The following is a 14,337-nucleotide window of genomic DNA, read 5'->3' on the forward strand; positions in this document are numbered from 1 at the left end:
GCGGGTTTGCTACTCTCGGCGAGCTCCAGCGGTCGAACCAGCTCACCCCCCGGCCCGACCCGGGCCCGCTTTCTCATGGATCTGTCCTGGCGGCGCATCTCACCGATCTGCCGCTTCTCTCGGACCATTCTTGATCGCGGTAGTAGGGATGTGAGGCTTCAGCCGTGGACGACGGCTGCTCCACGGGGCGACGGGCATCCTCAGTGGATCTTCCTGCTGCCTGTCTGGCCGCTCCCGCATCGTGAACGCCATCGGCCTCCAGCTCACTCCGGCCCGTCTGGCGTGATCCCGCGCCGGTCACGGGCTGATGATCCTCTCCTTCGGTGCGGGTGGCCGCCGTCGTCCGGGCCCTGTCCGGGGCGTGCCTATGGTGGAGCGGTGAGTGAGCGAGGGGTCTTCGACGCGGCAGCGCTGCTGACAGCGGTCGAGCAGGCGGCACCCGCCGACGCCGTGGACGCGCTCGTGACACGCCTCCAGGGCGATCTGGGAGCGCTCGGAGCATCGTTCCTGATCGCCGACTATTCCAGCGATGTCCTCGCCCGGTTCTCCACGGCGCGCGGCGGGGAGACGGCCATGGAGCGGGTGCCGGTGCACGGCACGCCCCAGGGCCAGGTGCTGCGCTCCCAGCGCCCGATGCTGAACCGCGGCGACGGGCAGATGATCATCATCGCGCCGGTCACCGCTCGCGGTGAGGCGATCGGCGTCATCGAGGTCGTCTTCGCCACGACCGACGGGGGCGTTGATGCGCCACCTGCTGGAACCTCCGCCGCGGATCACCTCGGCCATCTGACGGCCGAGATCTCGCAGGCCGCGCACCTGTTCGCGTACACGGTCGTGCTGAACCGGCGCTACACCGACCTGTTCGAGCGGGGACAGCGTACGGTACCCCTCGAACTCGCGGCCGAGATCCAACGCCGGCTCCTGCCGGACTCGTTCACCTGCGAAAGCGCGCAGGCGACGATCGCCGGCTGGATGGAGCCGTCGGCCGCCGTCGCGGGAGACACCTTCGACTACTCCTTCGGACGGGCCGACCTGTACCTGTCGCTCACCGACGCGATGGGCCACGGACTGGCCGCCGCCATCCTGGCCACCCTGACGGTCAACGGTCTGCGTAACGTCCGCCGGGAACCAGGCCCGCGTGGTCTGGCGGCGATGGCCGACCGTGTGAACACCATGATGGTCGAGCACTCCAACCTGGAGCAGTTCGTCACCGGCCTGCTGTTCCACATCGACCTGCCGACCGGCGCACTGCGCGCCGTCAACGCCGGCCACATCCCCTTCTACCTGCTGCGGGATGACATGGTGGAGCAGGTCAGCTGGCCGCCGGACCTCGCGTTCGGCATGTTCCCGGAGCACGCCTACACTGTCCGTCACCTTCAGCTGCGCTCAGGGGACCGTCTGCTGTTCGTCACCGACGGCATGGTCGACCGCAACGCGGCACGGATCGACCTGCCCACGCAGCTGGCGACAAACAGGCAGCTGCATCCCCGGGAACTCGTCCAGCAGCTGACCGGACGCGTCCTCGACGCCTGCGGCGGCGACTTGCAGGACGACGCGACGGTGATGTGCCTGGACTGGCACCAGCGCAGTGGACCACAGCGCCAGGCCGACAGCGGAGCGGACATCGGCCACGCCTCCGCCCCCGAAAAGTGACAGCGTCGTCCCGCCCGCGGCGATCCTCGCCCGGCTCACCGGCGATGCCGGGTGGGCCCGCGCGCTGGCGGCCGCGCGCATCGTCGCCAGCCGAGCCGGACACACCCGCCTGCCGTAACGGGCCACCCGACCCGAACGAGAGGGCGAGGTCTACACGGAACTGCTGCCGCCACGTGTGGTCGTTCGACGACATCATCGACCCGGTCACGCCGGACGCGCTGGCCGCTGTGCGGACGGGCAACCCGTGACGACGTCGCGGATCTACCTCGACAAGCAGACACCGTCGGTATTCAAGGCCCTGCGGGCCACGGCCGCCGAGGTGCGAGCGCGCGCCGCCGAGGCAGGGCTGTCCCGCATCACGCTGGAGCTGGTCAGCCTGCGGGTCTCGCAGATCAACGGGTGCGCCTACTGCCTGGACCTGCACACCCACCTGGCGTTGCGGGCCGGGGAAACCACCCAGCGCCTTAACGCTGGGAGGAGGAGACCTCCAACGACCAGCTCAAGACCCACCTACGCGGCCCCGGCAGGATCCTGCGCTCCCGGCTGCCCGACCTGGCCGTCCAGGAGATGTGGGCCTGGCTGACCGTGCAGTACGCGCTCACCGCCCTGATCGCCCAGGCAGCCGAGGCCGCCGACGTCGACCCCGACCGGGTCGGCTTCGCCCGGACCCTGCGCCTGGTCCGCCGTTCCGCCACCGGGACGGCGGACATTCCCCCCTGAGGACTGGAAAGCCCAGCTACCTCGGTTCCACGCCGAGATCACCCGCCGGCTCAACCCACCCCGGCGCCACCGCACCTGCCCCCGCGTCGTCGAACGCGCCCGACACAACAGCTACCGCGTCAAGAAACCCGACGAGCCCGCCTCGACCCGTCATGACGGTCCCGCCACGATCCGGCTCCACCCACTCGCCCCGCGCGCCGCGCGATCGACAAGCATCAAGATCGACGCAAGCTGAACGGCGTTGACCCAAGACCCGATCCGGAAAGATCCTCCGCGGGACAATGCGTGGGATTGCGCTTGGCAAGGACGAGCCTGTACCGGCGACAATCGAGGACTTATCAGTCCTCGATGCGCCCAGGCCGATCCTGTCGCGGCGACAACAGTAGCCGAAGCTACAACTGTAATCAGGCAAGGGCCCCGCCGGGAGCGTAAAAAGAACGGCTCTGGCGCTCGGCGGCGAGGGTGGCCAGTGGAAGCTGACTGCTCAGCTAACGGACCTGGACGGGGAACCTGGCGTCCAGGGATCGGGCGTGTACGCGGAGCCGGTGTCGCGTCGCCACTGCATCCACCGCTGGAGTTCGGCCAGCGACGTGAAGCCGCTTGCGGCGTAGTGGGCGTGCGCATCGTCCGTCACCAACGTGAACTGCGAAATGCCGCGCAACAGCCGATGGTGGAGCAGCCCGCAGACCAGCCAGCGCCCAATTCCTTTACCGCGATGGTCCGCATCGACGTAGACGTCGTCGATAAATCCGACAGCCACCCGGTCGGTCACGCAACGGGCGACTCCCCGCTGCCGACCAGCCGGATCGTAGACGCCCACGGTGAGGGAATGGTCAAGCGAGGTGTTCACAGCCTCCTGGCTACGGCCGCGCGACCAGGCGGTCTCCAGCGACAACCACTTCCACACCTGATGACGGTCCAGGAGGCCGGGATCGTCCGACAGCCTCCACTCCTCAGCCTCCAACAGCTGCCAGGGCGGGTTCACCGGATCATCCAAAGAAGTGATCATATTTTTCATTATATCGCTGGTCTCCAATCAAAGATCAGCCTTCGAAAGGTCCCGCGTCCCGGCGAGCGCGACATATACGGCCGTGTTGTCACCGCTGATCGACTCAACCTAACAAAGCACTACTAGGTCAGAGGGTGTAGGCGTACACCTGCAGGTGGAACATGTAGCCGGCGGCGGCATGGCCCCAGCCTGGGTTTCCGGGGCAGACGCCGTTCGGGTCATAGCCGTCGAAGTAGAGCGAGCTGCACCTGTAGCAGAACCGCCAGTCGGTCTGGAAGCCGCTCGGAACCGGGTTGCGGTCGTGGAGGAGAAGGTACTGGGGCCCGGTCGCCAGGTGGGTGGAGCCGCCGCGGCCGGCGCATACGCCGGGGAAGTCGTGGTAGTAGAGGACGCTGCAGTACTGGCACATCTGCCAGTCGCTCTGCTGGTACTCCGTCTCGCCAGCATGGTGGTCAGTGCTGTTGGTGAAGGGCACTCCGAAGGTCCAGCCCTGAACCCTGTGCGAGAAGCCCGCGGGGCATCGGTTCTGGACCGGCGAAGGGTACCGGACCAGGCCGTGGCACCTGTTGCAGAAACGCCAGTCAGTCTGCCACGTCCCCGACGCCGCGGCGGGTGTGGCGAGCATGGCGGTGGTGGCGGCGGTGGCGGTGGCAGTCGCCAGGCCCAGCCCGGCTGCCAGGATGCCCCGCCGTGAGACGGCGGCCGACGGTTCGTTCATGGTCATCGTGCGTCACCTTCGAGTTCGTGCACGCTCAGGCGTGCCTGTGGTGACCGCATCGTGCGCGGCGCGGTTGCCGCCGCGTATCCGTGCTGGTACTGAACCTGGGCCGCCCGCCCGGTCAGGATGGCGACAGCACAGCGCGCTTCTCGGTCCCACCCGGCCCGCGGCCGGCAGCCGCGCCCCGCGGGCGGGCGGGATCCGGGCGCGTTGGTGCGAGGGTCAGGATGGGTCGGGGCCGGTGGCGAGGACCTCGGCGGGGGTGATGGAGGGAAGGTCGTGGGCGGCACCGACCGGGGCAGGTGATCCGGCCGGCGTGGGTGTTGTGGTTGCGGGCCAGCGCCGGGTCGTGGCGCAGGGGCAGACCTGGGTACGACCCTTGCCGAGCGGCTCGGGGGGCCGAACCGCTCGGCAAGCCGGGCCGTGGTCCGCGAACGCCGCGACCAGCGCGCGTTCGAGCGTGTCGAGTGCGGATGGCTCCGGACTTCGCCGGGCGAGTTCGCTACGCCGGTAGAAGGCGTGTTCGGAACAGCTCGAGGACCCGGTCGAGTGCCGCCCGTGTCGGCTGGCCCGGCTCGTCGATGAGGTGCTCGGTGACGACGGAGTGTGGCTTCATCCTGGCCTCGGGGTTGGCGCTGCTGTCGTCGAGCTCGATGGCGACGAAGGCGTCGCCCAGCTGCTCCCGCAGGAACTGGAAGCGCTCAGCCGGTGAGAGGCTGTCGCCCCGGAAGCGCAGGCCGAGCACCTGCAGGCCCTCCGCCGCGCACCGTCCCCTGACCACGTCGAGGTCGGCGGCGGAACAGTCGATGGCCCTCTTTCTGGCCTTGGTGAAGGGAAACGGCAGGGACGGCTCCGCCAGCACTGGAGCGATCAGGCTGGGGTGCGTCGCCATCGCCAGCGCGAACCCGCCGGTGAAGCACATGCCAATGACGCCGACACCGGGCCCGCCGCAGCGCGCGTGCTCGTCCGCGGCGAGGGCACGCAGCCACGAGACCACAGGTGACGTGCGGCTCGTCGCCCAGACGGTGAACTCCCGGCTGACGCAGGCTGGAACAGCCGACGACAGCCCGTACCGCAACGTGCCCAGCCTGCCGGCGGCGAGCGGGTCCTTGCCGGGGACGCCGAACAGGTGCGGCATCACCGCGGTGCAGCCGATGTCGATGACCCGGCGGGCGAACGTGGCCACCTTCGGCGTGATACCCGGCAGCTCCGCGATCACGATCACGGCCGGGCCCGTGCCGGCTCGGTACACCGTCCGGGTCCTGCCGTCGTGGGTGAAGTCCTTCATCTCGAAATCGGCGAGACTGTCGTCGGCCATGGCGGACAGTCAAGCAGAACGTTCATGCTCCCGTGAGACCGGCGCGCCCTCGCAGTTCGCGACTTGGAGTGACCGTCATGTGGGTGACGTGAGACGCCTGGTGGGCCTGGTGCGTTCACCGGTTTCTTGATCAGAAAAGGCGGGCGGATGCGCCGACACCCTGCCCGTTCACTGATCCCCGCCTCGGAGTTCACCGGCTTCCAGTTCCCACCGGAAGTGACCGTGCTGGCGGCCCCTGATACCTCCGCTACAACCTGTCGTACTGGGACGCCAACGAACTCCTGCGGGAACAGGGCGCCTGCTGTCCCGCTTGCGCTGCCGTGTGGGCAATCTTGGCGGTTTGCCGGGCTACGCGTGCCGCGGCTGGATCGCCGACGCCGAGGATGGCGGCCGTCGCTCAGACGAGCCGGGGACGCTCTCGGCGCCCGTCCTCAGCATGCTCAGGGAACCCGGGGCAGTTCACTTCTGAACGAGGACGAGGGCCCACTCGGGCGCCGGCAACGCGTCCTGACGGCGCGGATACCGCCTGCCGAGCGGGCCGCCTTGAAGTGTCTCTACCCGGCCACCATGGCTCTGGATCCCACCGGCACCGCCCGCACCCGCTGGTCGAACAAGTGGAAAAGCGCATTGAATGCATTCGACGTGACTTTCGACGGACGCCTGACCGCCGGTAGGAAGTAACCCCAACAAGATCACATACACCGTTAAGTCGGCAGACCCGACGGTGGCTGGTCCGCCCGCCGGCACTCGATCCCGATGTCAGATCAACGGCCAGTCGCGACCGCCTGCCCTTTGCTGTTCCAGCCGGCCCGGCGTCATCGAATCCGGCCCGGTGGAAGTGGATGTCCTTGGCGTTCGGCCCAGGCGCCGCGTTCAGTCCAGGCGGCTGTCGGCCAGGTCGAGCCAGCGGTCGACCTCGTCGGCCGCGAAGTGCCGGACGGCCCAGTCCACCATGCGCAGGCTCAGATGCGCCCACGCCGGACGGACGACCCCGTCGGGCAGCGCATCGACGATCTCATCGATGCGCTCGAGGACGCCAGGCTCGGCGAATTGTGGGTGGACGCCGAAGCGCAGCGTCACCAGGTCCAGGCGACGATCGCCCCGCCCGGCGCCGTCCCAGTCAACCACTCCGGTCACCCGGCCGGCGACCGCGAGGACGTTGCCGGGATGGAAGTCGACGTGCACGGCATCCTCACCCGGCAGAGCGTCGGGATAGGCATCCGCCACGGCGAGCACCCACCGCTCCAGGGCGGCGGCCCGCCGACTATGGCGCCGCAGCGGCTCGTGCAGGCAGTAGCCCGGACCGTCGTGGCGCAGGTGAAGCCGGACCGGCGGCACGTCCGCCCGCCCCGACAGGGCGCCCGCCTGCAGGCCGTTGAGGTCCAGCAGCCGGTCCAGAAGCCGATGCGTCAGATAGTCGATCTTCTGGCCGGGTAGGCGTTCCTGGACGAGCGCGACGGCCGGACCGACCTGGACCGCCAGCTCGACGGCGGGAGCCGGGTATCCGGCGGTTCGCAGCGTCTCCACGACGGCGAGGGGACCGGCACGCAGGTCCGCCAGGGTGGTGTTCGGCCGCCAGGTGAGCACCGACCGGTGGCCGCCGGGCCCACGCACGTACGCGGCACCGACCTGGCCTCCCGGACACGGACCCTCCACGAGGAGACGAATGCCGGTGCTGGCGGCGACCGCCTCGACGACGCGTTCGGCGTCGAGCCGTTCGGCACGCGGCCAGTCCGGCGCGGGCGACGTCACGGCCCTGATTCTGCCCGGCCAGACCGGACAGCAGATCACCCGATGTTGTCCACCGCTGTCACCTCCGTTGCGCAGGCGCTTCTGCTCCTTGGTCCTCCACCGGTAGAGCACTCCCTCGACCGCACGGATGGTCGTCTCACCGAGTAGTTCGACGATTTCTTCCTGGCTGTAGCCGTCGATCGTCAGCGCACTTGCAGGGACCGCCGGATCATGACCGGTCGCCGCGCCTGGCAACGATCTTGTTGGCCACCGGCGGCGCGTCGACCGTCGTCGTAGCTGGCCGGACGCGTGCGATACCGAGGCGATTCAGTACCGGTCCAGCGTGTGCGCGTAGGGCACCGGCAGCTTCGCGGTGCCGCCACCCGGAAACCACGCCGAGCATGTTCGCCGGTGACGTTCGGGGATGCTCGCCGTGAATGCCGACACGTCAGCGGCCGAGGAGTATCCGAGGAGCAGGCGGACCAGAAGCCCGCTGTCGGGGATGAGCTCGCCGCCTGCCAGTTCGTCCATCGCGGCGTCGACGGCGGCGGTACCGCGGTCCCGGCGCCGGAGTTCCGGTTCGAGCGTGGCCAGCAGCTCGGATCGGTTCAGGATCGCGGCCATCATCCCGCCGGTCGGCGGGAACTCCTGCTGGTAGGCGCAGCCCAGGCGCCGCGCGAGCCGCCCGACGACGCCGTCCAACGGCTCCCGCACCCGAAACTCGCTGACCCGCAGCTCCCAGGCGGACCTGGCGATGTCGGCGAGCAGGCACAGGGCGATACTCGTGTCGCGGGCCGCCATCTCCTGGACAGTCAGCCCGAAGTAGCTATCGCCGAACGACCGGCCCGCCACGATCGCGTATCCCGCGAGCGTCCCCTCGGCTTCCACGACGAGGATCTCCGAGCCCGGTCGCCATGTCGTCTGGGGTACCAGACGGTTCCAGTACGCGGGGCGTTCGTGCGTCCACGGCCGCTGGGCGTGCGTCGCGTTGTAGAGGTTCACCATGGCCGGTAGATCCCCGGTCGAGCCGGGCCGGACGCGTGCAGCAGCCGGCGCAGCGGCGGCAGCGGCGCGTTCGAGGTCGCGAACGCGCATGTCCAGGTGGCCCTCGGCAACGGACGTGACGAAGCCGAACTTCTCGTACACGCCCTGGATGCCGCTGGAAACCGTGGCGACGTTCACCCGCCGTGACATGCCGTCCAGCGCCTGGCGGAGAAGCCGGCCCATGTGGCCACGCCGGCGGAAGGAGGGTTGGATCTCCACCCCGCCGATACCCTCGGCGTCGACGGCCACGGCGCCGAACCGCCACCGGAAGGAATGCACCTCCAACTCGCCGACGGGCGTGTCCTGGTTTGCCACCAGCCGGCAGTAGCGCACGGACCGGTTACCCGCACCCGACTCGATCGTCTCCGTGTAGCGCAGACCGGGTTCCAGCACGACGTCGACCACCGGGTGCATGTCCCGAATGTCTTCCCCCCGGCTAGATCACACAAGGCGGGTTGGCCAACCATCCCGCCACTTGGCCGCTCCGAGCGGTGGATCGTGGTTGTTGGTCAGCGTCAGGACGCCGGATGTGGCTGAGATGTGGCTGGTGTCGTTCAGGGTCTGCGGCCGTGGAAGGTGTGGCGCAGGTCGTTCACCCAGGCGTCGGGGTTCTCCCAGGGGATGAAGTGGCCGCCGTGGTCGTGGGCGTTGACGTTGACGTGGTTGAACCAGCCGGCCTGCGGGCCGGTCGTGAACGCCTGGACCCGCTCGGCGGCGGTGTGGATGCCGGGCGGGTTCTCGTAGGTGACGAGGGTGAGGCCGACCGGGGCCTGCACGGCCGGGGTGCGGTCGTGGGCGGGGGTCCAGGGGTAGCGGTTGGCGTTGGCGTAGTAACGCATCGAGGTGGCGATGGAGTTGTTCACCCAGTAGATCGTGGCGTGGGTGAGCAGGTCGTCCGTGGTGAAGACGGACTCGAGGTCGCCGTCGTTGTCGCTCCAGGCGTTCCAGCGCTCCAGGAGCCAGGCGAGCAGTCCGGCGGGTGAGTCGCTCAGGGCGTGGGCCAGGGTGGCGCCGTCGAGCATGTGCACGGCGAGGTGGGACGCCGAGCGACGGTCGAGTTCGATGATGCGGGCGCGGACGTCGGCGGGCTGGTCGTCGGTGAGGGGCCGGTTGCGGGCGAAGTCCCAGGCGCGGGGGCCGGTGAAGAAGTCCAGCGGCAGCCCGGAGCCGATGTGGATGCCGTACAGCTCGTCGGGGTACTTGTGGCCGAGCTGGCTGGAGACGATCCCGCCGATGTCGCAGCCGGCGGCGGCGTACCTGTCGTAGCCCAGGGTCTCGGTCATCAGGGTGTGCCAGAGGTCGGCGACCTTCCAGAAGTTGACGTCCGGGAAGCCGGTGAGCGGGCCGGGGAAACCGAAGCCGGGCAGGGACGGTACGAGGACGTCGAACGCGTCGGTGGGGTCACCGCCGAACGCGGCCGGGTCGGCGAGCGGGTCGATCACCTTCGACCAGTGCCAGAACGTCCACGGCCAGCCGTGGGTGAGGATCAACGGGATCGGGCGGGGGCCGCGGCCGGGCCTGCGCAGGAAGTGCACCGGGACACCGGCGACGCTCGCCTGGTAGTGCTCGTAGGCGTTGATGGCGGCCTCGGCCTGGCGCCAGTCATAGCCGTCCCGCCAGTAGGCGACCAGCTCACGCAGATAGCTGTCCGGGACGCCGTAGGACCAGTCCCCGTTCCCCTCGTCCAGCGGCGGACGGGTCCGTGTGAGACGGGCGTGCAGGTCATCGAGGACCTTGTCGGGCACATGGATCGGGGCGGGCTCCAGGGGGAAGGCGTGCGGGGTGGTCATCGCGTGGTTCCTTACTGGACAGGGGGAAGCGGCCCCGTCGGGCTGGTGGGTGGTTGGGCGGCGAACCGGCATCCGCAGAGCCAGCGGGTGTACCGGCTGCGCAGCTACCTGTTCTGCGCGCTGTGTGGGGGGCGGATGCTCGGGAAGTCCGTCCGGAACACCCCCTACTACGTGTGTTCACCGAAGAAGGGCTACAACCCGCCGGGTCATCCTGCCATCTCCAGCTTCTGGATCCGGGAGGAGGCGCTGCTGGCCGGCCTGGGTGGTTTCCGCGCCGAGCGGGTCTTCGGCCGCTACCGGCATGATCTCCTTGGTGCCCATCTGGACGGCGTCGCCGCCGCCCGGCAGGAGGAACGTGACCGGCGGTTGGTCGCCCTGCGCACGGCTCTCACCGAGACCGAGAGCAGGAGGCAGCGGCGGCTGCTGACCACGTTGGAAACGCGGGATGGTCCTACCGGGGCGGTGTTCTCCCGCGTGCAGCAGCGGATCGCGGATGCCCTGGGCTCCGCAGGGAAGACGGTCGTGCGAAGCACGACCTCAGGGGTCCGGGGGCCGCCCCCCGGGCAGATATCGCGGCCCCGGCAAAGCCGATCAGAGATCGGCGAGCACGACAAGCCAGCGCGTGCCCCCGGTGGGATTCGAACCCACACTGTCGGTGGTTTGAGCACCGTCTCTCTGCCGTTGGAGTACAGGGGCCGGCAGTCACGGTCCGCGGACGCTGGGTCTTGAAGTTGCTGGCGAACCGGTCAATATGCAGGTAGAGCTTCCTCCATGACTGTAGCCGGGTAAGGTGCGGATCGACCGGCCGCCCCACGCCGCGGCGAGTCAACAGTGTGATCCTAGCCCTGCGAGCCCAGGAGTCCGACTCGATGAGCCAGCCATCCTCGACCCCCCGCCGGGTGCTGATCGCCGAGGACGAGGCGCTGATCCGCCTCGATCTGCGGGAGATGCTCCAGGAGGAGGGCTACGAGGTGGTCGGTGAGGCCGGCGACGGTGAGGTGGCGGTCAGTCTCGCCACCAAGCTGCGTCCCGACCTGGTCATCCTCGACGTCAAGATGCCCCGGATGGACGGGATCGACGCCGGCGCGCACATCGCCAAGGAGCGGATCGCGCCGGTGGTGATCCTGACCGCGTTCAGCCAGCGGGATCTCGTGGAGCGGGCCCGGGACGCCGGGGCGATGGCCTACGTCGTCAAGCCGTTCCAGAAGAAGGACCTGCTGCCGACGATCGAGATGGCGATGAGCCGGTTCACCGAGATCGTCAGCCTGGAGGCCGAGGTCGAGGACCTGCAGGGCCGCCTGGAAGCCCGCAAGATCATCGAACGGGCGAAGGGGGTCCTGCAGACCGAGCACGCCATGACCGAGCCGGACGCCTTCCGCTGGATCCAGCGCACGTCGATGAACCAGCGGCGCACGATGCGGGCGGTGGCCGAGGCCGTGCTGGCCGGTGACCTGCTGCCCGGCGAGGCCCTGCCCGGAGCGTGACCACCGCCCGCAACCTGCTCGGGCGGAACCGGAGGAACGAAGAACGAAGAACGAAGAACATGGTCGGACGGCTGACAGCCATGCTCGGACGGCTGTTCGTCACTGGGCCGCGGCGGCGGCTACACCGGGTGTTCGCCGTTGTGGTCGCTGTGATCGTGGTCCTCGTGGCCGTTCTCGCGGTGGCGCTCACGGGCGGTTCGCCGGCTCACGGGCCGTCCGCCACGCGGACCAGGACGGCCACGCTCGGGCTGATCGCACCGCTGTCCGCGGACCGCGCATCCGTGGGTACGGCAGTGCGCAACGCCGTTCGCCTCGCGGTCGACGAGGCGAACGCCCAGGGCACGATCCCGGGCTGGAAGGTCCGGCTGAGCGTCCAGGACGACCTGTCCAGGCCGGACGGCGGCGCCCGCGCCGCGGGGACGCTCGCCGCCGACCAGACCCTGATCGGCGTGGTCGGGCCGCTGAGCTCCACGGTCGCGATGGTCGCCCTGCCCACCCTGGACGCCGCCGGGATCGCGGTGATCTCGCCGTCCAACAGCCAGCCCGAGCTGACCGGCGCCCCCTCGTCGGCCGCGCCGGCCCCGTCGACGGCCCGGAGCAGGCCGTACCGGACCTACTTCCGGCTGAGCGGGACGGATGTGCTCGCGGCCCGTGACGCCGCCGAGTTCGCGGTGCGGGCCAGTGGCCGCCAGCGGATCGCGGTGGTCGACGGCGGCCCGGACTTCGGTATCTCGCTCGCGCGGCGGTTCGCCGCCGAGGCTGCCCGGCTCGGCGCGGCCGTCACCGGGACGCACCGGGTCGACGGCAGCACCGACGACACGGCCGAGGTCGAACAGGTGGCCCGCTCCCTGCGCGCCGAGGCACCGGACCTGGTGTACGTGGCGACCGGCCCCGCCTTTGCCGGGAAGCTGCGCGAGGAACTGGCCGAGCACGGCCCGGCCGTGTCCATCCTGGGCTCCGACGGGCTGTTCGACTCCCACTACCTCGAGCGGACGCGGGACACCGCCGAAGGAGACCTGATCGCCGATCTTGGTGCGCCCCTGTCCGCGCTGCCGGCGGCCGGGCGGTTCGCGGCCGCCTACCTGGGCCGCTGGCCGGCGGAGAAGGACGGCGGCAGCCCGGCTACCGGCGCTCCGGCTGGCGGTGTCTCGCCCGCTGGCGCTCCGTCTGCTGGCGCCCCGCCCGCTGGTGGCCTGTCTGTCGCCGGTCCGTCTGCTGCCGGTCCGTCTGTTGGTGGTCCGGCCGGCGGTAGCCCGGCGGCGGCCGGACCGGCTGGTGACGGTGAGGCCCGCGACGGCGGCCACGCCGTCGCGCCGGCCTCACCGGCCGCCTCCCCGGCGCCGGGCGTCGACGGGATCCCCTCGGTCGCCGCCTACGCCTACGACGCGGCGCAGGCGCTGCTGCGGGCCGCGGCCGGCGTCCTGCCCGGCCGCGACATGGTGGACGAGGCCGCCAGGGCGGCGATCGTCACCGCTGTCGGGCAGGGCCGCTTCCCCGGTGTCACCGGTGAGGTCGGCTTCGACGCCTGGGGCGACCCGCTGACGTCGGTGGTGACCGTCTACGAGGTCCGCGGCCAGCGCTTCGTCCCCGTGTGGAGCCGCCGCTCCGGGTAGCCGCGGGCCGCCGCGGTCAGGGATGGCGGACGGTCGCGGGCAGGTCGTGGGGTGCGGTGGGGCCCCCGGCGGACGTGGTGGCGTGGGCCCGCTGCTCGGGCAGGGCCGGCGGGCCGAGGAGCTTCTTGCCCTCGACGTCGATGTCGGGCAGGAGCCGGTCCAGCCATGCCGGCAGCCACCAGGCGTGCCGCCCGGCCAGGGACATCACCGCCGGCACCAGGGTCATCCGCACCACGAACGCGTCCACGAGCACGCCGAAGGCGAGCGCGAAGCCGATCGACTGGATGATCGCCTGATCGGACAGGATGAACCCGGCGAACACGCTGATCATGATGATCGCGGCCGCGGTGACGACCCGGGCGCCGTGCCGGAAGCCGGTGACCACCGCGTCGTCCGGCCCGAGGCCGTGGACGAACTCCTCGCGCATCCGGGTGACCAGGAAGACCTCGTAGTCCATGGCCAGGCCGAACAGGACACCGATGAGGAAGATCGGCAGGATGCTGACGATGGGGCCGGTCGTCGCGACGCCGAGGACGTCCATCAGCCAGCCCCACTGGAACACGGCCACCACCGCGCCGAACGTGGCGACGACACTGAGCAGGAAGCCCGCGGTCGCCTTCAGCGGCACGAGGACGCTGCGGAAGACCAGGACGAGCAGCACGAACGCCAGCCCGACGACGACCGCGAGGTAGGGCAGCAGCGCGTCGGAGAGCTTCTCGGACACGTCGATGTTGATCGCGGTCTCACCGGTGATCGCGGTGCTGGCGCCGGTGGCGGCCCTGATCGCCGCCGCCTGGCCGCGGATGGTGTGCACCAGGTCCTCGGTGGCGGCCTCGCTCGGCCCGGAGGCGGGGGTCACCGACAGCGTCGCGGTGTCACCCGCGGGGCTGAACGTCGGCGCGGTCACCGCGGCCACGCCCGGCAGCCCGGCGATGGTCCGGGAGACCTCGTCGACGGCCGTGTGCGGGTCGGCGCTGGCCGTGCCGTCCACCACGAGCAGCAGCGGGCCGTTGAAACCCGCCCCGAACCCGGCGGTGAGCTGGTCGTAGGCCCGGCGCTGGGTGCTGTCCGGCGCGGCCGTGGCGTCGGTGGGCAGGCCGAGGCGCAGATCGGCCGCGGGCACGGCGAGCAGGCCCAGGGCCAGCACGGACACGGCGACGGCGATGCCGCGACGCCGCACGATCAGGCGTGCCCACCGCTGGCCCGCCGTGGGGCCGCCGCCGTCGCCTTCGGGGTCGCGGGCGCGCAGCCCGGGGA

At 70.4% G+C, this 14,337-nt stretch carries 11 protein-coding genes, 1 tRNA gene and 2 pseudogenes; 6 read left to right on the forward strand and 8 right to left on the reverse strand.

What is annotated here, in order from left to right; all coding sequences use genetic code 11:
* The first annotated feature begins 378 nt into the window (after positions 1 to 378).
* From NBX02_RS10090 to NBX02_RS10100, 3 genes and pseudogenes are all read left to right on the forward strand, one after another.
* Positions 379 to 1,653, forward strand: a complete 1,275-nt coding sequence (locus NBX02_RS10090) for a PP2C family protein-serine/threonine phosphatase (RefSeq protein WP_250287388.1) — start codon at positions 379 to 381, stop codon at positions 1,651 to 1,653.
* Positions 1,654 to 1,897: 244 nt separating this feature from the next.
* Positions 1,898 to 2,119: pseudogene (locus NBX02_RS10095) on the forward strand (carboxymuconolactone decarboxylase family protein); the annotation flags it as partial.
* A gap of 101 nt (positions 2,120 to 2,220) precedes the next feature.
* Positions 2,221 to 2,373, forward strand: a complete 153-nt coding sequence (locus NBX02_RS10100) for a hypothetical protein (protein ID WP_250287387.1) — start codon at positions 2,221 to 2,223, stop codon at positions 2,371 to 2,373.
* Positions 2,374 to 2,857: 484 nt separating this feature from the next.
* On the opposite strand, the gene NBX02_RS10105 is transcribed toward NBX02_RS10100, so the two are convergent.
* The 3 genes from NBX02_RS10105 to NBX02_RS10115 all read right to left on the reverse strand — a co-directional run bounded on the left by NBX02_RS10105 (position 2,858) and on the right by NBX02_RS10115 (position 5,418).
* The gene (locus tag NBX02_RS10105) at positions 2,858 to 3,409 is read right to left on the reverse strand and encodes a GNAT family N-acetyltransferase (protein ID WP_250291084.1); all 552 of its coding nucleotides are present in this window, start codon (positions 3,407 to 3,409) and stop codon (positions 2,858 to 2,860) included.
* Between the two features lie 100 nt (positions 3,410 to 3,509).
* Complete coding sequence (locus tag NBX02_RS10110) at positions 3,510 to 4,106, reverse strand: hypothetical protein (RefSeq protein WP_250291087.1); 597 nt, start codon at positions 4,104 to 4,106, stop codon at positions 3,510 to 3,512.
* A 496-nt stretch (positions 4,107 to 4,602) separates the two neighbouring features.
* Positions 4,603 to 5,418, reverse strand: a complete 816-nt coding sequence (locus NBX02_RS10115; protein ID WP_250291089.1) for a dienelactone hydrolase family protein — start codon at positions 5,416 to 5,418, stop codon at positions 4,603 to 4,605.
* A 525-nt stretch (positions 5,419 to 5,943) separates the two neighbouring features.
* On the opposite strand from NBX02_RS10115, the pseudogene NBX02_RS23050 reads away from it, so the two are divergent.
* Positions 5,944 to 6,099 (forward strand): annotated as a pseudogene (locus NBX02_RS23050) (IS256 family transposase); the annotation flags it as partial.
* A gap of 192 nt (positions 6,100 to 6,291) precedes the next feature.
* Here the strand turns inward: NBX02_RS23050 and NBX02_RS10120 are convergent.
* The 4 genes from NBX02_RS10120 to NBX02_RS10135 all read right to left on the reverse strand — a co-directional run bounded on the left by NBX02_RS10120 (position 6,292) and on the right by NBX02_RS10135 (position 10,679).
* Positions 6,292 to 7,404 carry a phosphotransferase gene (locus NBX02_RS10120; RefSeq protein WP_250291091.1) on the reverse strand — a complete coding sequence of 371 codons (1,113 nt, stop codon included), beginning with the start codon at positions 7,402 to 7,404 and terminating at the stop codon, positions 6,292 to 6,294.
* Positions 7,405 to 7,476: 72 nt separating this feature from the next.
* Complete coding sequence (locus NBX02_RS10125) at positions 7,477 to 8,607, reverse strand: GNAT family N-acetyltransferase (RefSeq protein WP_250291093.1); 1,131 nt, start codon at positions 8,605 to 8,607, stop codon at positions 7,477 to 7,479.
* A gap of 140 nt (positions 8,608 to 8,747) precedes the next feature.
* Complete coding sequence (locus NBX02_RS10130) at positions 8,748 to 9,983, reverse strand: epoxide hydrolase (protein WP_250291096.1); 1,236 nt, start codon at positions 9,981 to 9,983, stop codon at positions 8,748 to 8,750.
* Positions 9,984 to 10,606: 623 nt separating this feature from the next.
* Positions 10,607 to 10,679 (reverse strand) — tRNA-Leu (locus tag NBX02_RS10135).
* A 173-nt stretch (positions 10,680 to 10,852) separates the two neighbouring features.
* Between NBX02_RS10135 and NBX02_RS10140 the strand changes: the two genes are divergently transcribed.
* Both NBX02_RS10140 and NBX02_RS10145 read left to right on the forward strand, forming a co-directional pair.
* Positions 10,853 to 11,467 (forward strand): ANTAR domain-containing response regulator, encoded by a 615-nt coding sequence (locus NBX02_RS10140; RefSeq protein ID WP_013873459.1) that lies wholly within the window; start codon positions 10,853 to 10,855, stop codon positions 11,465 to 11,467.
* 59 nt (positions 11,468 to 11,526) lie between these two features.
* The gene (locus NBX02_RS10145; RefSeq protein WP_250291098.1) at positions 11,527 to 13,080 is read left to right on the forward strand and encodes an ABC transporter substrate-binding protein; all 1,554 of its coding nucleotides are present in this window, start codon (positions 11,527 to 11,529) and stop codon (positions 13,078 to 13,080) included.
* Positions 13,081 to 13,096: 16 nt separating this feature from the next.
* On the opposite strand, the gene NBX02_RS10150 is transcribed toward NBX02_RS10145, so the two are convergent.
* Positions 13,097 to 14,337 (reverse strand): MMPL family transporter (locus NBX02_RS10150; RefSeq protein ID WP_250291099.1); only part of this gene is annotated, 1,241 nt, incomplete at its 5' end.

The sequence above is a fragment of the Protofrankia sp. CiP1_Cm_nod1 genome (assembly GCF_920888515.1).
In the GTDB taxonomy this organism is placed as follows: Bacteria; Actinomycetota; Actinomycetes; order Frankiales; family Frankiaceae; genus Protofrankia.

Bases quoted from the DNA above. Each gene is read 5' to 3' on its own strand.
- NBX02_RS10130 (WP_250291096.1), bottom strand. From the start codon at position 9,983: ATGACCACCCCGCACGCCTTCCCCCTGGAGCCCGCCCCGATCCATGTG.
- NBX02_RS10140 (WP_013873459.1), top strand. From the start codon at position 10,853: ATGAGCCAGCCATCCTCGACCCCCCGCCGGGTGCTGATCGCCGAGGAC.
- NBX02_RS10100 (WP_250287387.1), top strand. From the start codon at position 2,221: ATGTGGGCCTGGCTGACCGTGCAGTACGCGCTCACCGCCCTGATCGCC.
- NBX02_RS10115 (WP_250291089.1), bottom strand. From the start codon at position 5,418: ATGGCCGACGACAGTCTCGCCGATTTCGAGATGAAGGACTTCACCCAC.
- NBX02_RS10125 (WP_250291093.1), bottom strand. From the start codon at position 8,607: ATGCACCCGGTGGTCGACGTCGTGCTGGAACCCGGTCTGCGCTACACG.
- NBX02_RS10110 (WP_250291087.1), bottom strand. From the start codon at position 4,106: ATGACCATGAACGAACCGTCGGCCGCCGTCTCACGGCGGGGCATCCTG.
- NBX02_RS10145 (WP_250291098.1), top strand. From the start codon at position 11,527: ATGGTCGGACGGCTGACAGCCATGCTCGGACGGCTGTTCGTCACTGGG.